This window comes from Paenibacillus sp. 203, assembly GCF_037027525.1.
Taxonomy (GTDB): Bacteria; Bacillota; Bacilli; order Paenibacillales; family Paenibacillaceae; genus Paenibacillus; species Paenibacillus polymyxa_B.
This window is the reverse complement of sequence record NZ_JAXCHD010000002.1, coordinates 29,993-52,207: the sequence shown is the minus strand read 5'-3', so window position 1 is coordinate 52,207 and position 22,215 is coordinate 29,993. Positions and strand designations below refer to the sequence as shown.

20 protein-coding genes are annotated in these 22,215 nt (G+C 45.3%); 16 read left to right on the top strand and 4 right to left on the bottom strand.

Features of this window, described 5'->3' with window-relative positions:
* Positions 1-14 precede the first annotated feature (14 nt).
* A complete protein-coding gene (locus WA407_RS03390; protein ID WP_336076793.1) occupies positions 15-4,595 on the top strand; it encodes an S-layer homology domain-containing protein in 4,581 nt (1,526 codons plus the stop codon).
* 320 nt (positions 4,596-4,915) lie between these two features.
* Here the strand turns inward: WA407_RS03390 and WA407_RS03385 are convergent, their stop codons facing one another.
* The 3 genes from WA407_RS03385 to WA407_RS03375 are packed head-to-tail and all read right to left on the bottom strand — an operon-like array spanning position 4,916 to position 8,025.
* Entirely contained in the window at positions 4,916-6,019 is a 1,104-nt protein-coding gene (locus WA407_RS03385) for a CobW family GTP-binding protein (RefSeq protein ID WP_336076792.1), read from the bottom strand.
* An 18-nt stretch (positions 6,020-6,037) separates the two neighbouring features.
* Positions 6,038-7,015, bottom strand: coding sequence for a TIGR03943 family putative permease subunit (locus WA407_RS03380; RefSeq protein WP_336076791.1), 978 nt, complete (start codon positions 7,013-7,015; stop codon positions 6,038-6,040).
* Positions 7,016-7,023: 8 nt separating this feature from the next.
* Positions 7,024-8,025 (bottom strand): permease, encoded by a 1,002-nt coding sequence (locus WA407_RS03375; RefSeq protein ID WP_336076790.1) that lies wholly within the window; start codon positions 8,023-8,025, stop codon positions 7,024-7,026.
* Positions 8,026-8,259: 234 nt separating this feature from the next.
* Between WA407_RS03375 and WA407_RS03370 the strand changes: the two genes are divergently transcribed.
* The 12 genes from WA407_RS03370 (at position 8,260) to WA407_RS03315 (ending at position 17,377) form a co-directional block, all read left to right on the top strand.
* Positions 8,260-9,252 (top strand): CobW family GTP-binding protein, encoded by a 993-nt coding sequence (locus WA407_RS03370; protein WP_336076789.1) that lies wholly within the window; start codon positions 8,260-8,262, stop codon positions 9,250-9,252.
* On the top strand, positions 9,249-10,373 hold the full coding sequence (locus WA407_RS03365) for a FecCD family ABC transporter permease (protein ID WP_336076788.1): 1,125 nt from the start codon (positions 9,249-9,251) through the stop codon (positions 10,371-10,373). Before WA407_RS03370 ends, WA407_RS03365 begins: the two co-directional genes overlap by 4 nt.
* A complete protein-coding gene (locus WA407_RS03360; protein WP_336076787.1) occupies positions 10,370-11,158 on the top strand; it encodes an ABC transporter ATP-binding protein in 789 nt (262 codons plus the stop codon). The genes WA407_RS03365 and WA407_RS03360 overlap by 4 nt, the downstream gene beginning before the upstream one ends.
* Before the next feature lie 64 nt (positions 11,159-11,222).
* Positions 11,223-12,245 (top strand): ABC transporter substrate-binding protein, encoded by a 1,023-nt coding sequence (locus WA407_RS03355; RefSeq protein WP_336076786.1) that lies wholly within the window; start codon positions 11,223-11,225, stop codon positions 12,243-12,245.
* Positions 12,246-12,462: 217 nt separating this feature from the next.
* The gene (locus tag WA407_RS03350) at positions 12,463-13,170 is read left to right on the top strand and encodes a metal ABC transporter ATP-binding protein (protein ID WP_025724201.1); all 708 of its coding nucleotides are present in this window, start codon (positions 12,463-12,465) and stop codon (positions 13,168-13,170) included.
* Positions 13,116-13,964 (top strand): metal ABC transporter permease, encoded by an 849-nt coding sequence (locus WA407_RS03345; RefSeq protein ID WP_061831372.1) that lies wholly within the window; start codon positions 13,116-13,118, stop codon positions 13,962-13,964. The genes WA407_RS03350 and WA407_RS03345 overlap by 55 nt, the downstream gene beginning before the upstream one ends.
* Positions 13,965-14,018: 54 nt before the next feature.
* Positions 14,019-15,002: a metal ABC transporter substrate-binding protein gene (locus WA407_RS03340; RefSeq protein ID WP_336076785.1), complete on the top strand. Its 984-nt coding sequence runs from the start codon at positions 14,019-14,021 to the stop codon at positions 15,000-15,002.
* A 331-nt stretch (positions 15,003-15,333) separates the two neighbouring features.
* Positions 15,334-15,696 (top strand): response regulator, encoded by a 363-nt coding sequence (locus WA407_RS03335; protein WP_023988407.1) that lies wholly within the window; start codon positions 15,334-15,336, stop codon positions 15,694-15,696.
* 84 nt (positions 15,697-15,780) lie between these two features.
* Positions 15,781-16,269, top strand: a complete 489-nt coding sequence (locus WA407_RS03330; RefSeq protein ID WP_235308250.1) for a hypothetical protein — start codon at positions 15,781-15,783, stop codon at positions 16,267-16,269.
* A gap of 104 nt (positions 16,270-16,373) precedes the next feature.
* Positions 16,374-16,568 carry a hypothetical protein gene (locus WA407_RS03325; RefSeq protein WP_013310131.1) on the top strand — a complete coding sequence of 65 codons (195 nt, stop codon included), beginning with the start codon at positions 16,374-16,376 and terminating at the stop codon, positions 16,566-16,568.
* Between the two features lie 12 nt (positions 16,569-16,580).
* Positions 16,581-16,916, top strand: a complete 336-nt coding sequence (locus WA407_RS03320; protein ID WP_013310132.1) for a YolD-like family protein — start codon at positions 16,581-16,583, stop codon at positions 16,914-16,916.
* A gap of 116 nt (positions 16,917-17,032) precedes the next feature.
* The gene (locus tag WA407_RS03315) at positions 17,033-17,377 is read left to right on the top strand and encodes a cupin domain-containing protein (RefSeq protein WP_061831375.1); all 345 of its coding nucleotides are present in this window, start codon (positions 17,033-17,035) and stop codon (positions 17,375-17,377) included.
* Positions 17,378-17,481: 104 nt separating this feature from the next.
* Here the strand turns inward: WA407_RS03315 and WA407_RS03310 are convergent, their stop codons facing one another.
* Entirely contained in the window at positions 17,482-18,351 is an 870-nt protein-coding gene (locus tag WA407_RS03310; RefSeq protein ID WP_336076784.1) for an aminoglycoside 6-adenylyltransferase, read from the bottom strand.
* Positions 18,352-19,042: 691 nt separating this feature from the next.
* Here WA407_RS03310 and WA407_RS03305 point away from each other — a divergent pair.
* From WA407_RS03305 to WA407_RS03295, 3 genes are all read left to right on the top strand, one after another.
* Positions 19,043-19,738 carry a response regulator transcription factor gene (locus WA407_RS03305; RefSeq protein WP_013310135.1) on the top strand — a complete coding sequence of 232 codons (696 nt, stop codon included), beginning with the start codon at positions 19,043-19,045 and terminating at the stop codon, positions 19,736-19,738.
* A 1-nt stretch (position 19,739) separates the two neighbouring features.
* Complete coding sequence (locus tag WA407_RS03300) at positions 19,740-20,795, top strand: HAMP domain-containing sensor histidine kinase (RefSeq protein ID WP_028541664.1); 1,056 nt, start codon at positions 19,740-19,742, stop codon at positions 20,793-20,795.
* A 221-nt stretch (positions 20,796-21,016) separates the two neighbouring features.
* Positions 21,017-22,198, top strand: coding sequence for an alpha/beta hydrolase family protein (locus tag WA407_RS03295; RefSeq protein WP_069291825.1), 1,182 nt, complete (start codon positions 21,017-21,019; stop codon positions 22,196-22,198).
* Positions 22,199-22,215: the final 17 nt, after the last annotated feature.

Sequence of the window (22,215 nt, the reverse complement as noted above, 5' to 3'; positions counted from 1 at the left end):
ATAGAGGGAACATCATGAGTTCTAAACCTAATAAATGGCTGATTACATTAGCCTTGGCTGCACTTGTTGCTCCAACGGCTTTGCAGACGATTGCATCTGCTGCCAGCGGTGCATCAAACGGAGCAGCTCTGGCCAGTCTGCCTTTTAAAGACATCAATAATATTGCTTCAGAGCAAAAGACAAACATCCTGCGAGCCATTGAAGCTGGACTTCTGCATGGTGACCCATCTGGATCCTATCGGCCAACGGATTTGTTGACCCGTCAAGAAATGGCGGTTCTATTAACTCAAGCTCTGCAACTTTCTATTTCTAAAGCAGCAAGCAGCAGTTTCTCGGATGTAGACCCGAAAAGTTGGTCGAGTCCCTATATTGAGGCTGTACATCGTGCAGGACTCATGAATGGAGACGACGGCTCCAAATTCAGACCCAAAGCGGCAGTTACCAGAGAGGAGGCTGCGGTTCTGCTTATGCGGGCCGCCGGGCTTCCTATTACAGCTGACGCCACGGAGTCTGCTAAACTTACTGATTGGAATCGGGTCAGTCCGTGGGCACGGCCATACGTTAATACGGCTTTACAGTCGGGCTCCATGAAGACGGATCAGTCCGGTTTCAAACCTAAATCGTCCGTTCAGCGCCAAGATATAGCCCAGTATATGATGTCTACCTTTTTCCCTAAGGACCATGTAGTCCAACTCCAAAAAGTAGAGGATGGAAAGGCCTGGATTAACGGGATTGAATATAAACTCTCGGATTCAGTTAAAGGAATCCTGCAAACCTCTAACCAAGAGATTCTCAAAGGAGCAGATATTCAATTTGTAGCATCACAGCGGACCATTGAATCGATCACCAAACTGGTCATCCATGCGAGCGGGCAAGCTCCGATAGGGCAAGCTTCCGAATTCAGCGGCAATCTTGTATTAGATGGTCATAACTCCTCGATTGACGGAGATTTAACTATTGACGGTGATTACATTTCGGTTATGAATTTGAATGTCAAAAATAGTTTTACAGTTACGTCAAGCCTTGAACATGATTTCTATGCCTCTAAATTTACGGTACAAGGAAAAACATATATTCAGGGCGGTGACCAGAACACCGTATTGTTTAACACATCTGAGCTGCAGGATGTCGAGGTATCCAAACAGGATGTCCACGTAGTCATTCAAGGAAATTCGACGGTGGATCAAATGTCGTTGATTTCCAATGCAACGATTGAAAATGATTCATCCTCAACGATACAGCAGTTGAATGTTCTTACCGGTGCCAAGCAAGTAGAGTTGCAGGGGATTATTAAGCAACTGTCGGTCAACAGTGATCAGCCCGTAGCTCTGACAGGCCAGGCCTCCATTAATACATTGGCTGTGAACAGTTCCTCTCCGATCAGTCTGGAGGTAGCTGGAACTATTTCAAATTTACAAGTAAATAACTCTGCTGCAAATATTAGTGTAAGCTCCTCCAGCCAAGTCACGAATACTTCATTTGCAGTAGGTGTGTCTTCTTCGACGGTATCAGGAGTCACTGGAGTCACTGGAGTCACTACAACTTCTTCTGGTAGCTCGCGTTCTACGGTTGTGACCAATACAGCACCGAAGTTAGTGACCAAATATGACGATCAAGCCGTAACGGTGGGCGATTCTGAACTTCAGATTGACTTACTTGGTCATTTTACGGACGAGGAGCAGTCCGAGCTCAAATATACGGCAGTGTCGTCTAGTACAAAAATCAGTACAGTCCGAGTAGAGGGAACAAACCTGTTTATCAAGGCTGTTGGCAAAGGGACTGCGACCATTACGATCGCCGCAGATGACCAGGCCGGGAAAAAAGCGGGAACGAATTTCAAGGTCCGTGTCAATGAATCTCCTGTTTCATTGAGTATCCCCGATCAAAACGAACAGTTGGGGAGCGGCGACGTAACCTTATCTTTAGGATCGTTTTTTACGGATTCTGAAAATGATCCTATGACTTATGAGGTTGCGATCGATGATCCTTCCATTGCCACCTTTACCCTGACGGGTGATCAATTGGTATTAACTCCGGCAGCTGTAGGGCATGCCCAAGTTACCGTCAAAGCATCCGATGGTCGGGGAGGCAGCGCAAGCCAGTCGTTTCAATTGGTTGTAACTGCAGTACCTAATCAAAATCCGGTTGTAAATCAGAAGCCTGGCAACCAAACGCTCACTGTGGGCGATGCGGACTACATCCTGGATTTATCTCCGGTGTTCCTTGATTCGGACAGCAATCCGCTAACCATCTCGGCAGAATCCTCGGATCTATCCATTGCGACGGTCTCCGTTAACGGAACCCAGGCCACAGTTCATGCGGTTTCCTCAGGAACAGCAAACATCCAGCTAAAAGCGGCAAATGGCCTTGGAGGCGAGGTTAAGACCGATTTTGATATTACCGTTAATGAACCTCCGGTATCCTTGCGAATTCCGGACCAGACGAAACAAATCAATTCAGACGACATTCAATTATCTTTAAACGACTTCTTTACCGACCATGAGAAGGATTCGTTGTCATACAGCATTGATATTTCCGATTCTTCGGTTGCGAATGCAGTGCTAAATGGAGACACGCTTACCATTACACCGTTAAAAATTGGCAGCACATCAGTTTCTGTTAAGGCATCTGATGGCCATGGAGGTAGCACAAGCCAGTCGTTTCAAATGGAAGTAACTGCTGTATCTAACCAAAATCCGGTTATAGACCAGAAGCCGGGTAATCAGACACTGAATCTAGGCGATGTGGATTATATCCTGGATTTATCTTCGGTATTCCACGATCCCGATAGCGACCCTGTGGACGTTTTGGCAGAATCTTCGGATTCGTCAGTTGCTGTTGTATCCGTTAACGGATACATAGCCACGGTCCATGCAGTTTCCTCAGGAATAGCAACGATTCAGCTTAAAGCAAAAGATGGCCGCGGGGGCGAGGTCACTACTGATTTTGATGTTACCGTCAATGAATCCCCGATTTCCACAGGGATTCCGGATCAGATGAAAGAAATAAATACAGGCGATATTCAATTGTCCTTAAATGATTTCTTTTCCAGTCCTGATAGCGATGTTTTAACTTACGATGTTCATAGCATTTCTGACCCTACTGTTGTGACGGCTGCCGTTTATGGAGATATGCTTACTCTTACACCGTTAACGATCGGTAGTACATCGGTATCGATCAAAGCAACAGATAGCTGGGGAGGGAAAGTGATCGAAACTTTCAAAACCACCGTCACGGCTGGACCTCCACAGAATCAGTATCCAGTAGAAACTAAACCTGCCGACCAGTCGCTTACTGTAGGTGGTGCGGTCTACTCACTCAATTTAGGTTCCGTTTTTACTGATCCTGATGGGGATACGTTGACCTTTAAGGCAACCTCTTCTGATCCGTCCGTTGCTTCGGCGGAAATCACTGGAGCTCAATTGGAAATTCAGGCACTAAGTGCAGGGACGACAATCATAGAAATCAAGGTTATGGATGGCCGCGGAGGGGAAACTTCAACCACATTCCAGGTCAGTGTCCAATCATCCGGTTCGTCTAACCCATCTTCTAATCAGCCGCCTCAAGTAGATGCGACCATTTATGAACAAGTGTTGACTGCAGGAGTTACGAATGCAAGAAGCTACGACCTATCTCAATTGTTCAGTGATGCTGACGGGGATGCCCTGACGTTTACTTCTACTGTTGAATCAACCGGTATGGTAAATGCAGAGGTTAACGGATCAACGTTGACTCTTACTCCGGGTAATCAGACAGGAAGTACCAAGGTAACGATTACTGCGAATGACGGGCATGGCGGAACAGCCACCTATAATTTTCAGGTAACGAATGCTCCTCTTGCGACGAATGGAATTGTTCAAATCCGAACCAAGCAAGGGGTTAAAGATCCGATTACTTATGACATGTCAACAGTGTTCCCGGGTGAAACTTCATTTAAAATCTATTCGGGTACGGCAGATTCCACCTTTACTGGGCCAATCCCTCTTAATGGGACGGTTTGGACATGGAACGGGGATATTTTTCAATACTTCTGGGTAATCGGGGCGAACGGATCTGCCGCTGTATTCCAAGTGACCTCAAATCCTCAAGGACCGGAGGATCTATATTTTTCCCAGTATCTATCTGTGGATAAAACCCGTACTGCTATTGAGCTGTTTTACAATCCGGTAGGAGATACTTCTAAACCTATAGAAAATGCAGGATACTCACTTGAGATTCATCAATACAATTTAGCTACAAATACTCCCAAGGTGTGGAGCCAGCCTATTAATTCGTTTTGGAAAGGCATGCCTTATATATATATCGATTCCATCTTTTATGACTTTTTCGACATTGTTCCTGCGACATACTATAATGATGAATTGATGTTACTAGAAACGAATACCAATGTAACGACAGGCTATGTCCTGAAAAAGAACGGTGTAACGATCGACGTCTTAGGTGATCCTAACGGAAAAACGCAATTTATGCCGAATAATGGTACTATTATCCGAAAATCGGGGATTAAGTCCGGTTCCTCCTCTTATAATCTTCCAGGAGAGTGGAACTCTTATCCAACCGGAACGCTTCAATATTTTAGTCATCATACTCCATAACATTTTGTTGAATTAACCGGGAAGCCCTCCAGCGCCGATGGTACTTGGGCCGAAGGGTCCTGGGAGAGTAGGAGACATCGCCAAGCAATAAATGTATAACTCTGCATAGTCGTACTCAAGCTGTCGAGACATTCTCGACAGCTTTTTTTATTCCCAATTTTCAACATGGCATCCTATAAGGTACATACTGCTTATATGCAAATTTATGATAGTTACGAAAAAAAGGCCGTTCCCTGACTTTTAAAAGTCAAAGGAACAGCCTTATTAATTTCGTAGACATACCAAAGGAAATTTTCATCATTACGAGCCGAATATGTCGATTACAGCGACACGAAGCACTGTTCCCATTGATCGGTAATGGAGGCTTTGTCAAGCTGTTCTCCAATGAGTGTGACATATCCCTGGCTCACAGGAAGTGCAGTAGGCTGCCACTCCAAGTGATTTCCTGAAAATTGCAAAAGCATTGTACCTTCCTGAGGAAGCACGCAGTAACCTTTCGCACGAAGCAACGAGGAACCTAACCCGGTCAAAAGGTTTTCCAATCGTTGTTTTTCGAGTGGCTGAGGAGAATATTGATGCAGCGTTAGGCTCTCCAGACGGGAGAACGAATGAGGCTGCTTAGGATCGTGGTTATGACTGTGTGCCGCAATAACTTTGAAAGCCGTACTTCTGGAGACACTACTGGTGCTTCCGATACTTTTGACGGGAATGGAAACGGACGGTACACCTGCATCGGTGGACTGGACTTGTGCAGGTGCAGGTTGAAGTGTCTGTATGGGTTTCGCGGCAACGGATGCGGAGGCCAGAACAGGCTCTAGTAGTGGTTCAAGGTCAACTCGGCTATATTCAGTAGTTTGCAGCTTGGCCGTATCGTTGAGCTTGCGGATGCTCTTGACGACCTTCGTCACTTCACGGCTACTTGCTGCATCCGTCTTGTTCACCACAATAAAGTCTGCGGTGCGCAGTTGTCCGTGCAGGGTGCGAACCAGTTCTTTATCAGCCGTAAAGCGGCTATTGTATTCATGGAACAGCTCAGCATCCACAACACTGATGCTGTGAACCAGATAAAGCCGATCTGCCAGTAGAGGGGAGCGAAGCTCCTCCAGTACTTGTTCGGGGTTGGCTACCCCGGTGGTTTCCATGAAGATCAGGTCTGGCTTCTGGTTGAGCAGGGTATGCAGAGCCCCTGCCAGCTCATTTCTTTTGCTGCAACAAATGCAGCCTTCTAGCAATCCTTCTACTGTTACGTCAGGCATTTCCTCTGAAATTATAGCGCTGTCTACATCATATTCACCCATTTCGTTCATTAAAACAGCAGCACGAAGGGGAATTTGGCGAGTATGGGCTAACAGGCGTAAAAGCAGTGTTGTTTTGCCGCTTCCAAGAAAACCACTGATTAAAATAACAGGAACTTTGTTCATCATTTTTCCTCCTTGATGGGTTTAGTGTGCTGTGTTCAAGCGATCAAAGGTAGCTACCGAGTCTGCTTGGGTATAGACATAAGGGGATTCTGGCTGCTCGACAGCGGTTATTTTTTCGGATCGAATTTCAAGTACCGGAACGTTGCCCTTTTGTGTGGCATGCAGTGTTCCTTCAATGGTCACCCAGGTATCCTTGTCAAAGGACGGGGCCTTCTGGGATTGGACGATGATCCCGAATGGCATGGCATCGGCAGTACAGCACATGACGAGGAATCTTCCTACTGCAAATAGGCCTTTACCTGGCAGGTTGTCGTCTTTATAGACAAAGCCAGTCACCTGTACTTTTTTTCCTTCAAAAGCTTGTTTATATAACTCAATGGCGCCAATAGTTTCGGAGAAAACCTCCGGCTTGATCTGTATGATAGGTTGCTGATACAGGCGTTTCGCCAGCTCAGCGAATTCTACATTGTACTTGTCAGGCGGAACGAACAGCTTATCCAGCGTTTCCTGACTCCATTTTCCCTCTGGAGGGGGCGAAGTTGGGACAGAAGATGCAGTTGATAAAAGGGAGGAGGTGGATGCTTTTGTGGTCTGTATATCTGCTTTTCGTCGGATATCCGGATTGGGATACGTGAAGGACATGCCTTTTTTGGCGGCCATATCACTACCAAGTGCCTGATTGGGCAGCAGAGAACCGAACAGGAGTGGGATGAGCAGCATTCCATATACGAGTGTTTTTTTGAACCAGCTTTGCGGCAACGGATGCTCACAATCACATACATCCTCACCGTCCCGCTCTCCGATGATTCCGTGCCATGCCATCGCCAATGCGATGAACAAGAGTGGTACAGGACAGAGTAGGAGCAGCTTTTGCATATGGGGAGCTAGGTAGTAATGAAGTGCATTCGTACGGTTTAATGAGATAATGTACACAGCCAATCCGATTAGGAGCAAGGAGCGCATACCATATTGCCAGCGGATGCTAAAGGTTGAATTCACGGTTGTATTCACCTCCCCAATAACCATTCTGTAGCTATAGAACCCACGAGGACGAGTGAAACAATGAGCAAGCCCAGGATGGCGACAAATTTAGTGCGGAAGGTGCTTAGCAGCATGAGCGTGCCTTTGAAGTCTAGCATCGGGCCGAGTACAAGAAAGGCTGCCAGCGGACCTAGTGTAAAGGTGTGTGAAAAAGCAGTGGCTACAAAGGCATCGGAGGTGGAACATAGCGACAGTATGTAGGCAAAACCCATCATAAAGGCGTACGATCCGACCGTTCCGTTGCTTAACGAAAGCATCTCATCACGTGGGATGAAGGTTTGAATGCAGGCTGTTAATAATGCGCCGATAGTGAGATATTTACTCATGTCCAAAAACTCGTCACCAGCATGTACAAAAAAGCCCCGCCATGTGCGACTATGCCGATGAGTCTGATTGTTCTGCTTTTGCTGGTTAAAAGAGAGCAACGACCGTTTGAGCGGATGCACTCGCACAAAGGCATACACGATCAGCCCGATGATCGCGGAGACGGCAAAAGCCAAACCCATTCGAACGGCAGTGACCTCGGGATGGGAAGGGAAAGCCATCATCGTCGCAGCCAGTACCACGGGATTGATAATGGGCCCGCTTAAAATAAAAGTGATACCCATATAGGCAGGCATTCCCTTGAGCATTAATTGGCGAACGACAGGGATCATGCCGCATTCACAGATGGGAAACAGCATACCTAGTAAGGAGGCCAGCAGGACACCCGGTACAGGATGCGCAGGCGCTATTTTGCGAATCCATGTCTCCGGTACAAGCCACTGCAAAAGGGATGAGACGAGTACACCGATAAGGAGAAACGGAACAGCTTCCAGAAAAATACCCATAAATACCGTTTTTAACGGTTGCAGCTGGCCCATATCTAACAAACGAAGCCACTGGGGAGATAGCGTGACAAGCACAGGGATGAGAAAGGCAAACGGAATCATAAAAGGCAGCATCTTCAACAGCGTACTGTTTTTCATTCCACGTCTCCTTGGGAATAAGGGTTCTTATCTACATCCTATGTCTGTAGGGGGACAATCATGCCCGCTGGATTGTGCTTGTCTCACCTCCTATATTGACAATTCAAAGAGTGGTCATATATATTTATGTTTGTTATTAGTAATTATTACGATTAAAATCCAATAAATGATTGCAAGAAGGAAACTTTTACGGTACGATCCATATTAAATGTTGTAAAGACAAGGAGGGGTTATATGATACCGATAGTTGTTTTATCCGGTTTTTTGGGTAGCGGTAAAACCACTCTTCTTCAGCATGCGCTGGCTTACTACAAGGAGAAGGGCCTCAAGCCAGCCATTTTGATGAATGAGTTGGGTGATGTTAATCTGGACGGCAGTTTGGTGAATGGCCAAGCACCCATGAAGGAAATGCTCAGTGGTTGTATATGCTGTACTATTCGCGGGGATTTGGGCGTCGAGCTCATGAATCTTGCTGAAGAATATAAGCCGGACGTGATTATTGTAGAATGTACTGGAGTAGCTAACCCGATGGAAATTGTAGATGCAGTGACAGACGCCTCCATCTATTCCTCTATGATTTTACAATCCGTTATCACGGTCATAGACGCGCGTCAATTTCTGGACTTTGCCTCGGGGAACGAGAGAGGCAAGTCGCTTCGTTTGATGCAGGATCAGCTTCGGTGCGCTTCCAAACTGATTATTAACAAGACCGATTTATTGGCTGCGGGCGAGTTGCAGAAAGTACAGGCCCTCGTAAAAGAGTTAAATCCATATGCTCTGACTGTGAGCACGCAACGAAGTGACGTGGACGCGGGTATTTTTTTCTCCACTCAAGGAGAGGAGCGTATGGACGTTGACCATCAGTCTCATGATCACCATGATCACGCCCATGACCACGAACATGGGAAGCATTATCATTCCTACGACCACGTAGTGGTTCACACGCATTTCTTTGGACAACCTGTGCCACGCTCCGAGTTTGAACAGTTGTTCCGCAGTTTGCCAGCTGAAATTTACCGGGCCAAAGGAATTGTGCGGTTTCTGGAATCAGAGGGTCAGATGATGTTTCAGTTTGCCTATCGGGAGCTGGAAATCATTCCGATCCGCCCGCAAAAGCCAGTGAACGATGTAGCGGTTGTCATGGGTGAGAATTTCTCTGCTTCCGAGATCGAGGAACAATTGAGAAAGTTGGAAGCGGCCGAAAAGCCATTGAGTAGTAGTTCATGACTTCGAGAACGAGCAACTTTAATCCATCAAGACCTAATCCATCACAACATAATTCTCGCGCACACCTAGCTGGCAAGTCTACTTGGGGATTTACAACAATTCTGCTGCTGACTGCTGGGCTGTTGCTATCGGTGACACTCGCAGTCATGCTCGGTCCTGTAGCTGTCGCACCGGGGGCGATATGGCGAATTGCACTGTCTCATCTTCCCTGGCTGGACCAGTGGATACCCGTGACATGGACCAAGCCTGAGCAATATATCGTTTGGGAAATCCGCTTTCCACGCGTGCTGCTAGGTGTTGTCGTAGGAGCAGGACTTGCTGTTACAGGGGCGACTATACAGGCATTAATTCGTAATTCGTTAGCGGACCCCTATATTTTAGGAGTCTCGTCTGGGGCTTCGGTGACAGCCACGTTGGTAATTGTGTTCGGAGCTTTCGGATTTTTAGGACGACTTGCGCTGCCTTTATCTGCTTTTATAGGCTCGTTAACTGCAATGCTTATGGTGTTCGCGTTAGCCCGTGTGGCTGGGAGCATATCGACGACCCGCTTATTGCTGGCAGGAGTGGCGGTGTCCATGATGCTGTCGGCTGTGACTAGCTTTATCGTTACGATGGCCCCGAATGAAAAAGGCATTCGTGACGCGATGTATTGGATGATGGGAAGTCTGGCAGGTGCTCAATGGGACACGCTTTTCATTCCAAGCCTCATTGTAGCCGTTGGAACGGTAGTCCTCCTGACCCGATATCGTTCGCTGAATGCTTTGCTAACGGGTGAAGAAACCGCAGTAACGCTAGGGGTGAACGTACAGACGTTCCGCGTATTACTGGTTGTTGTGGCGTCTCTTTTAACCGGGGCAGTCGTATCAGTGAGTGGCTCGATTGGCTTTGTCGGGCTTATGATTCCGCACATCGTTAGGCTCATAGTGGGATCAGATCATCGGCGTGTACTGCCCGTCAGTCTGTTGGCGGGAGCTATTTTTGTCGTGTGGGCTGATGTATGTGCCCGGCTCGTGCTGGCTCCACAGGAGCTGCCGATTGGTATTGTAACGGCTGTGTGCGGAGGACCCTTTTTTGTGTGGCTGCTGCGTCGTAGTTCCTACTCGTTTGGAGGCGAAAAATGAATATAGAAGTCGAAAGCGTCACCTTCAGTATTCACGATAAACGGCTGATCGACGGCATCTGTCTCCAGGTAAAAGCAGGGGAGCTGGTTGGATTGATTGGTCCGAATGGCAGCGGGAAATCGACGTTGCTCAAAAATATGTATCGTGTGCTAAAGCCTGACAGTGGTTTGGTTACGTTGGATGGCCAAGATATGCTGCAGATGAAGTATAAAGAAACGGCCCGACAAATGGCAGTGGTGAGTCAGGATGCGCCGCAAACGTTTGATTTTTCAGTACGGGACATCGTCCTGATGGGTCGCCATCCGCATAAGAAACTGCTGGAAGCAGATACTGTCGCCGATCATGAATTGGTCGAGCAGGCGCTGGAGCGGGTAGGCATGAATGCTCAGGCGGATCAGGGTTTTGCCACCTTGTCTGGCGGCGAAAAGCAACGGGTATTGATCGCCAGAGCTTTGGCCGGGCAGGCGAAATTTCTTGTTTTGGATGAGCCAACAAATCATCTGGACATCCGGTATCAGCTGCAAATTCTGGATTTGGTCAAAACACTTCGGATAACTACGCTAGCTGCACTACATGATTTGAATTTGGCGGCATTTTATTGTGATCGAATGTATGTATTAAAAGAAGGCAAAGTGGTAGCCTCCGGCATAACAGAGGATGTGCTTCAGCCAGACCTGCTGTGGAGTGTATTCGGGGTGGAGACAGAAATCTGTATTCATCCAAAAACCGGGAAGCCGAATATTACCTTTTTACCGGATTCTCTCAGGAGAGGAGGCTATCCATGACGCGAACAGAACAGGTGATATGATGAGGTAAGATAAACTACAAATAAAAGAGGAGACGGTACATATGAAAAAATATAGCAAGCCCGCGTTACCGCTGGTTATGATCGCTTTGGCGATGATGCTGTTGTTATCAGCCTGCGCAGCAGGAAACACGGCTCAAACAAGCGATCCATCGGCAAACGGGCAGCAACCTGCTGCATCGCAATCGGCAACCAATAAGACGTCGGTAGAGCTTGAGAACATGGGCGTTAAAATGGCATCTCCCGAGGCGCCCAAACGCGCGGTTACACTGAACCAGCACGCGACTGAGGTTATGCTGGCTCTTGGACTGGAATCCTCTATGGTAGGAACTGCGTATTTGGATGATCAGATTTTACCGAAATATAAGGATCAATATGACAAAATTCCGGTACTTGCCGAACAATATCCGTCCAAAGAGGTGTTTATGGCTGCTGCACCGGATTTTGCCTATGCAGGCTGGAAGAGTGCCTTTAATGATAAAAATCTGGGTTCCCGTGAGGAGCTAGCCAAACAAGGGGTGCTGACCTATGTACAGGAGTCCTCAAACAAGCCGGGTCCCATATTAGAAGATGTATATCAGGATATACTAAATATTGGGCGTATTTTCAGGGTTGAGGAGCGTGCAGAAAAGCTGGTAAATGACATTCGTGAACAAGTGAAGTCCATTCAGACTCAAATTGGTACTGTTGAGCAGGCACCCAAGGTGTTTGTTTATGACAGCGGAGAAGACAAGCCCTTTACGGCTGCCAACAATTATCTAACGTCTTTGATTGAAAGTGTGAAGGCGAAAAATATTTTTGATGATATCGACAAAAGTTTTACCGAGGTAAGCTGGGAAGAGGTTGTGAATCGTAATCCTGATGTGATCGTCATCCTCGACTATGGTGATACTTCACTGGCTGATAAAGAGAAGCTGCTCCTGAGCAAGCCTGCGCTGGCTGGTGTGGAAGCGATCAAAAACAAACGGTTTATAGTCCTGCCATTATCCGCGGCAGCTGAAGGTGTACGTGCACCGATTGCACTGAAAACCTTGGCTGAAGGCTTGTACCCGGACAAAATGAAGTAAACAAACAAAAGAGTTGCCAAAACATTGACGAACCTTGCCTAAACTGTTAAACTTGCTAATGCGTAAAGGTTACGTTTATCAAACGCTTATTTTTTTATTACCAAATCGTAATAATTACGGTAGATGGTTTAATGATCATAAACGACCTGGAGAATCTGCGCAAATGATGATCGCTCAGATGGCTCCAGGCTTTTTAAAGGAAAAGGAGATTTGCGTCATGTTATTGGCCTCATTGGAACAGGTCACATTTGGCTACGGAGATGTTCCTAACTTGGTGGATGCCAATGTTGAAATTTTTTCGGGAGAATTTGTGGCTATTACCGGACCGAATGGTGCTTCCAAATCAACCATGCTCAAACTATTACTCGGCTTGCTTCAGCCTTGGAAGGGCAAGGTGTTTATGTCTAACCGTACAGGTGAAGGCAAAAAGCTTGTTGTCGGCTTTGTATCCCAACAAATTGCTGCCTTCAATGGCGGATTTCCAAGTACGATTTTGGAATTTGTCCGTTCAGGAAGATATACTCATGGCTCTTGGTTACGCCGTATGCGGTCTGAGGATCATGATCTGACTGAGCAGGCGCTGCGTCAGGTAGGCATGTGGGATTTGCGTCACCGTAAAATCGGCGAATTGTCCGGTGGACAGAAGCAACGCATTTGTGTGGCGAGAGCGCTCGCTCAGGAATCGGATTTGCTCATTTTGGATGAGCCCACGACCGGCATGGATCAGGAAAGCCGCCATCATTTCTACGATCTGATGAATCAGCAGGTTAAGGAATATGGAAGAACTGTGGTCATGGTGACCCATGGACTATCGGAAGTACAACATTATCTGGATCGAATTATTGAGCTTGAAAGGAAGGAAGATGGCGGATGGAAATGCTGCACTACGACTTCATGCAGCGGGCATTTTGTGCCGGTGGGGTAATTGCACTGCTGGCCTCGGTGCTTGGAGTATACCTGATGCTGCGGCGTCAGGCTCTCATGGCGGACATGCTATCGCATGTATCGCTGGCAGGGGTGGCAGCGGGTGCCTATTTAGGCATTAACCCGACGATAACCGGATTTGTTGTTGCCGTAATCGGCGCGATTATCGTTGAATACGTTCGCAGGTCTTATAAAACGTATAGTGAGATTTCTGTGGCTATTATAATGGTAGGTGGCCTATCGACGGCTGTTATTTTAATGAATCTGAATCAGAGCATCAACAAAGGGTTTTCCGCTTATTTGTTCGGCTCGGTCGTAGCGGTCAATCAGACAGAGCTGATGTTGATGATTGTAGTGGCTGTGATCGGAGGTATTTTCTTTTTTGTATTCCGGCGTCCTTTGTATCAGATTACCTTTGATGAAGAAACGGCGAAGACCAATGGTCTTCCTGTCAAGTCCATTTCATTTGCATTTAGTATTTTAACAGGGATGATTGTAGCCGCAGCCATGCCGATTGTTGGTGTGCTGCTTGTCTCCTCGCTAATCGTATTGCCCGCTGCGCTGGCGATTCGAATTGCACCGAGCTTCGCGGCAGCCATCTGGATATCTATGGTCACTGCATTGATCGGCGTATTTATGGGTTTAACGGCATCATATGAACTCAGTACTCCCCCAGGGGGGACGATTGCCATGGTGCTGTTATTATTCCTGATTGTAGGAGCTGGTATTCAAAAGCTGGTCCGTAAGCTGGGCAAGCAACAGGCTTCCCGACGGAAGAATGCGACAGGCCAGTGAGTGTAATCACAGTGAGAATTTACTAAAAAATCTAACACATAAGGAGTTATGAATATGAATACATGGTTCAAAAAATCATTTGTATTGTCTGCGGGACTAGCACTTATTTTATCTGGCTGCGGAGCCAAATCGGATAATGCAGCTACAAATGCTTCCCAAACCGAGCCGAATGCGGCACAAACAAAGCTGAATGTAGTCACCACTTTTTATCCAATGTATGAATTCACGAAGCAAGTTGCTGGAGACCATGCTAACGTAACCGCGTTGATTCCTGCTGGTGCTGAACCGCATGACTGGGAACCGAGCGCCAAAGATATGGCACAGGTTAAGGATGCTGACGTATTTGTGTATAACGGTATTGTCGAAGGTTGGGCAGAACAGGCTTTGAGCAGCGCGTCCAACGATAAGCGTGTTGTAGTTGAAGCGAGCAAAGGGTTGAACCTGATGGAAGGGACTGCTGAGGAGGAAGAAGGAGAAGAAGCACACGCAGAGGAAGGCCATGATCACGATCATGTGCTGGACCCTCATGTATGGCTTGATCCAGTCTTAGCTCAAAAAGAAGTAGAAGCTATAGAAGCAGGGCTTGTAAAAGCCGATTCGGCAAACAAAGCTGATTATGAGAAAAACGCCGATGCTTATATCGCTAAGCTGAAAGAACTGGATACCGAGTTCAAAACGGGTCTGAAAGATGTAAAACGTAAAGACTTTATTACGCAGCATGCTGCTTTTAGCTATTTGGCTAAGCAATACGGTCTAACCCAAGTACCCATTGCCGGTTTATCTCCAGAGCAAGAGCCTACACCGGACAAGCTGGCGGGTATTATCAAATTTGCCAAAGAAAATAATGTTAAAACGATTTTCTTTGAAACTCTTGTTGATCCGAAGGTCGCTGAGACCGTAGCTACTGAAATCGGTTCAAAAACCGATGTACTGAATCCGCTTGAAGGGTTGACAGATGAAGACAAACAGAAGAACCTGGATTACCTTGGTGTGATGAAAAACAATCTGGAGGCTTTGAAAAAAGCCTTGAATGAATAAACAGACCTTAAACGAATAGTACAAAAAATGACGTTGGGGAACGATACCAGCGTCTTTTTTTATGTCTGTCTAAGAAGATTGTACTTTTTGGCTAGTGCTCTAGATACAGTAGATATATAGTGCTTTGTAATTTGCTTTACAGGAAAGATTTACGTCATTGTGAAACGTTTTTTTGAAAACTAATGCTGTAGTAGCTAGTTTCAAATTTCTTTTATAATTCATTGGTAGCGTTTTTATTTTTACAGATTCTTTCTATTAATATTACTAGTTTATTCACCGATATTGAAGTTTGGGCGTGCATATCATTTGACAACGGATTGGAGAGATTAATTTGGCAACAGTTATAGTAGTGGATGACTCTTTATTTATGCGTTCTGTGCTTAAGGATATTCTTTTGGATTTAGGTCACGCTGTTATCGCGGAAGCAGAAAATGGGTATGATGCTGTTTTGAAATACGCACACTTTCGTCCCGATTTAATCACCATGGATATTAATATGCCTAAGATGGACGGACTTGAGGCTGTTAAAAAGATTGTAGAGCTTGATCCACAAGCCAACATTTTGATGTGTTCTGCTTTGGGGCAGCAGGAAGCGATTATAAAAGCATTTCAGGCAGGTGCAAAAGACTTTATTGTTAAACCATTTGAGATGGAAAGGGTCGTGAATGCAGTCACAAAAATGCTGGGGAGTTAATGAATCAAGATTTTAATACATAAATATTGAACATATTAAAGCGAGAATTCCATGCTTATTTTCACGAATATGGAGATGAATAGGATGAGCAATCGAGTGTTGTCTCAAAAAGTATTTATAGACGAATTGATCGCTACGATCAAGAATGGAGGGCTTGTCCCTGTAAATTATGAACACCTCATCAGCGAACAAAGAGAAAGAATGGATGCTCTTAACAATGAACTTACCCTTCGTATTGAGGGATTAGAGACTGATTTGATCTCTGCTTCGACACATTCCATTCCTTTTGCCAATGGCGAAATTATGTTTCTTGCTCGTTATATTGTACTCATTGGGGATCATACCGAGGGATACTTTGTGTTCTATCGGGCAGAAGATTGTGAAGGTCCAGAGGAATATCAGTTTTTAACAAGCTCTTATCAACTTCCACATTTATTACTTGAATTATCTCTTTCTTTAAAAGAACATGGTACTAATGAGCCGATCGATATTCTGACTTATTGGAATGGCCCTGTCTACCCGCTGAAAGATTTGAATAAAGAAGATATTAAGCTATCCACCTATGAATTTTAATTCCCTTGAGAGAGTCAAATCCCTCAGGGGATTTTTTTACATTGATAATCAAACGCATGTTCGCATATAATACAAACAAACGTTCTGATAAGGAGTGAAGGATCATGTTGGAAAAATACGTGGGGCAGATCGTGGAAATCGTGTATTTGGATCGGAAGGGCAAGCTGTCTCATCGGCGTATCGAGGTGCACCGTGTGCAGAATGGCTTGATACGAGCCACCTGTCTACAGACAGGCCAGCCACGTGTTTTTCGATTAGATCATGTATTGGCATGGCATCCGGTAACCAGAACAGCATAGGAGGGGCTTATGATGGGGAAAAAGCTTGAAGGAAATGGCATATGGGAAAGCTCGCGCATGATTTTGCCTGAGCATCGGGAGGCATATTTAAGACTGATGAAGGAGCAAGGAAGGCGCGGCAAGCCAGCACTGGACGATCAGGAAATGCAGCAGATTGAACAGGCCATCATCGTATCCTATAACGAACGGAAGCCTATTACGCTAAAAGTGTTCAACCCGTTTGATGATGAGGAGCTTCGTGGATTGGTCACGGTGATTAATACAAGTCGGCGAGAAGTGAAACTGTCCCGTGGGGAGGAGGATTTTAGCTGGATTAAGTTGGAGGAAATTATCGAGGCAGATATATAAAAAAGTCTGACTAAGTCGGACTTTTTTATATTTGTCCTGCCGTTTTATAATTAAGATTGTAGCTCTATGAATTCATATATAAAATAAACTGTAATTGCAAAAGGAGGAGTTCAATAATGAAAATTAGTAAAAATAATGCGGAACATTATATATGGGGAGATCAATGTGATGGTTGGCGCTTGGTGAAAAATAATGATTTGAGCATTATTCATGAGCGGATGCCCGGAAATACACATGAGGTCAGACATTATCATCATCATGCGCGCCAATTTTTCTTTATCTTATCAGGCACAGCGGTACTTGAAGTGGATGGTGAACGAATCCAATTAGGATCTCAGGAAGGATGTGAGGTTCCTCCTATGGTGCCTCATCAAATGTTTAATGAAACGAATCAGGATGTTGAATTTTTGGTTATTTCTCAGCCTGCGAGCAGAGGTGACCGGGTTCTGACCGAAAAATAATATTTTGGAGCAGACCTAAAGGAGCATATAGGACAGAATAACTTAGAGTATAAAAATAAAACCAGCCTAGTACATGAAAATCAAGTGCCGACTGGTTTTTTTTATCAATAAATGCCCTTAGCATCTGCTGGGAGAGCTTTTACGTGATGGAGATAGTTCGTAACATGTTGATCGTCCAGAGTCGGATATTCGTAGCCATAATAGTTCGCTACTTCCAAGGCAACTTCTCTAAATAAATTTCCCATGATCAAAAGAGACTGCCACATATGTTCATAATCTGCATCCGCAAATGTTTGGATGTAGAGCGTCCAAAGTCCAGGCTCAAGGTAGTTCTCGAAATATTTTCCCTGTTTACCCGGATCTGCCGCGAAGTCTGTTCGTATACCAATATGCCATTCCAGCATCAAGTGGAGCGCATCTCTAACAGGCCGATCTAGCATAAATTTAGCATAGGGCAGCTCCTGTCGCCATAACCCTTTAGCCACATAAGTACTGACCCACCAGAACTCATTACAGGAATCTGCATAGGTTTGGGCGGTTGGAGGGACCGTCTTATAATCTTGAAGACTTGGCGGTGGGAAAGGCTCCACAAGCCCGTCTTTATCCAGCAGCAGTACACTTAAGCTGTCTCGGGTCCAATTGGCGATGTTAGCCACAGGACAGAGGGTAAGATCTATGCGATTGCCATCCGTAAATAACATAAGAAAAGCAAAGCGATCATGGGACGTCACAGTAGGCTCCACATGCTCATCGGGCGTCTGCATAATGATCAATTCTCCAAAGTGGTGAATCCAGCCACGTTCCTGAATAAAGCTGTCCATGGAAGATACGAGAAAGACGATGTCATAATCCTGAAAAATGTCCCGTAGAGCATGTGGATTAGCGCGTGAACCGTTCATAATCACAGCACGTACCCGTTCGTCCTCTTGAGCAAATTGGAGAATGGTATGCAGCATCTCTTGTTCACTTCTCACTATAGTCGTCTCCACAAACGGTATCGAAAGGAAAAAAACGTAGACAAGACAGCAGTAGAAATAAGGGCCACCAGTTCAAGGATCATCAAGAAAAACGACCTCCTGTAAGTTCTTTTATCTGGGAAAAGTATCCTATCCTTACAATAGCCTATCCATGGAAGCCATTCAACTGTGCTGCCGAGGCCTTCTTCATTACCCAAAGTACACTTGACCGAATTGTATGTTTTATCCATAATGAAGCGAGGCATCAAGTACAGACCATCGAAACTCTCATAGGCTTATGGGAGGCAAATCAGACAGATGTGTGCTCATCACATGATTCAAGGAATGAACTCGCAGAATCTTATTTTTATAAGGGATTCGGTCTTTTTAATACAATGAAGCATCACATATCGATTCAAGGTGTCATTAGCGGCACCATACCGGGTAGAATTTTTTATCTAATAATGGGGATAACGCTGTATTGAGCACCCCCAAGGCATTTTTCTGGGAGAAAGTCCGGACAATAAAGCCTTTTTAAAAGAAATCAACATGTTGCTTCAAGAAATCCTATTACCTCAACTGGCATCCAAAGGAGAAATATCTGGAACTGGAGAGGCGCTTTGAGCGAGACTTTTTTTGTCAATTCGAGTCCATGCGGCTCTTGTGTTATATAAATGCAGTCCATTTAAAGAGGTTAGGAGGTATAAAGATGCCAAAAACGATATTAGTTGTAGACGACGATGAAGAAATCGTAAAACTCATCACAAAGAGTTTAAGGTACGAGCAATTTGCAATAATTTCGGCATGTTCCGGGAAAGAAGCCTTATCTGCATTGGAAGAAAATCACATTGATTTCATCGTTCTTGATATAGTGATGCCTGATATGGATGGACTTGATGTCTGCAGAAGTATCCGAAATTCTTATAATGTCCCAATTCTGTTTTTAAGTGCGCGTGATAAGGACATTGATAAAATCGTCGGGCTCGAAATAGGAGCAGACGATTACATGACCAAACCTTTCAGTATTCAGGAGCTTGTCTCCAGGATAAAGGCTCACTTCAGAAAAGTGGACAGGCTTTTTAAAGAGTGGGATGAACTTAGTCCCAGTAACGAAAAGGCGGATGCTCCGCTCATTTTGAACGATAAGACGTTTGAAGCATTTCTGAATAGCAGGAAGCTCGACTTATCAACGAAGGAATTTCAGATTCTGTCTATCCTCATGCGCCACCCCAATCATGTATTGACTCGTGAGCAGATATATGAAAACGTCTGGGGAGACGAATACGGAGAAATAAATACCGTAACGGTTCATATAAAAAATATCCGTAAGAAACTTGGTTCTGAATATGACTTTATTAAAACAATATGGGGCATAGGATATAAATACACGGAAAGAGAGCAATAGTATGAAACTGAAAATAAAGCTTCCTCTTTTGTTTCTGCTGATGTTTATAATATTCATGTTTTCGATTGGAATGTATTTGAAGCTTGTCTTTGCAGTATATTCCCCTATACGCAGTTCATTGCTGGACTCGCGATATATAGCATTGCTCCTGCCCATATTTGCAATTGCCTGTTTCATATTTATTATTCTGATTATCTATATTCATTTTTGCATAGAGAAACCCATTCAGCTTCTGAATACCAGGCTTGAAGAAGTAAATATTGTACATCCACTGCCTCCGCTAGCTCTGAGAAGTAATGATGAGATCGGAGAACTTTATAAGCACTTCAATAAGATGGAGCATCGGCTTCAACTCGCGCACAAAGAGCAGATCGATATGATCGCGGCAATTGCCCACGACTTGAAAACACCCTTGACATCTATTAATGGTTTTACTGAACTGCTGGCTACACACAAGGATTTACCAGAAACTGAAAAGCAGGAATATTATGATTTGATTCAAAGGAAGTCAGGATATATGGTCGAACTCATCAATGATTTCTCCAGTTTCACCAAAGAAAAACTGGAGTTGGAATCTATGGTAGCTAAACCTGTAAAAGCTTCAAAATTATTTGAAAACATTGCCCTTGAATATGAGTATGAGTTGGCGGGACTTGACAACGAGCTTACTTGCCGCCATTCATTCACGGAAAATATATTGCTGATGGTCAATGAACCGATGATACGTCGGGTTTTCGGCAACCTCTTTAGCAATGCTGTAAGATATGGAGGGAAAAATAAACTGAAAGTGTATATGACCGGATACCCGCTAGGACAGTATGCCTTTTTTCAAATCGAAGATAATGGAATTGGAGTGCCGGATAAGGATATATCTTCTCTGTTCCTCAAATTTTTCACTGTGGATAAATCGCGGCAAATCCAAAAGGGCGGGCTGGGTCTGGGTCTTGCAAGCTGTAAATCCATTATTGAACATCATAGGGGCGAAATTTGCGCCTACCCTTCCGAATATGGCGGTTTGGGGATAAGATTCAGCCTTCCCTTGGCCGCACAACACTGATTCTATTTTTGCACATTTTCTTTTACTACAGGAGTTAAAGGCTGCTGCCGGGTGTGAACACCCAGGCAGCAGCCTTTTTTGTTTTTTCAGCGGTTTATAGTTTTTTATATTCTCTTTATAAACATTTATTTTTCTTTTAAAGAAGCTTTATCTTTGTGTTGTAAAAATTACTTGTAGTAAAAAAACTACAATCACTAGAACTGGAAAAGGAGGATGTTGCAATGTCAATTGAGTTCAGCCGTTGGCCCAATCACTACATGATGTCATACCAAGTCACCAAAGCTTTGGGTATGGCAAGCCTCGGTGCTACGGACGTCACCGAGATCTACGAGGCCTGCAAAAAAATCGACCCCGATGACAAGGACACGTGGCACAGGGAATGGCTCATAACGGCTCAGGCATTGGAAAGACACGGCAAGGAGGCCGAAACGGCTGGAAACTGGTATACAGCACGAAACTGCTACATTCGTGCCTGCAATTACTACAGAATTGCGGAATATGCGGTGATGGATGATGACACCGAGAAAATCCGTGTATTTAAGAAAGTAAATGAACTCTTCGAAGCTGCCGGAAAGTACTTCGATGTCCAACCGGAGAAGATCCAAGTCGATTACGAAGATGTCAAGTTGGATGGTTACTTCTTCTCCCCTTCCTGGATAAAAGGTCCGAAGCCGACCCTTTTTGCTCTCAACGGTGGCGACGAGTGGTCAATTGAAAACTATTTCTGGCTAGGTCCCGCTTTTATTTCGTGTGGATATAACTTTCTGGTCTATGACCAGCCTGGGACCGGCCTCTCGCTGTACGAAAAGGGAAAAGGAAGACGAGCGGACAGTGAGGCTTTCCATTCCCGGGCAATCGACTTTCTTCTAACGCGGCCGGAAGTCGATCCCGATAAGATTATCGTGCACGGGGAGAGTTTTGCGGCTTACGACTCGCTGCGATTCGCTTCGTTCGATCACAGGATTGCTGCCGTCATCTCCGACGGCGGTACGCACGCCTTCGACTGGGATGCCATGCTTAAATGGATGCCGCCGAGTCTGGCCGCACACGGCATGAGAATTCTGGGGGCAAAAAGCTTGGAGGATTTTGCGGGGAATCCGCGTTTTGCCTATGATCTTGAGGGCGTGCTCCACCAGATAGAATGTCCGCTTCTTGTAATGCACGGAGCGGAAGAGATATTGGTTCAGCCAAATCCGCTGACACAAGCCTTGAAGAATTACGAGCAAGCGGGTTCGAAAAACAAGACGTTCTTCCCGATAGAGGATAGACGACTTGGCGGATTAGAACACTGTCAGGTAGACAACATCAACGTGCTGCATGAGGTAGTGCTGAATTGGCTCTGCTCAATTGGGCTTGGGCCAGCCTCGCCTCGCTTAAGCGATTGCCAGGACATCATAAAGTAGATTTATTGAAAAATTTC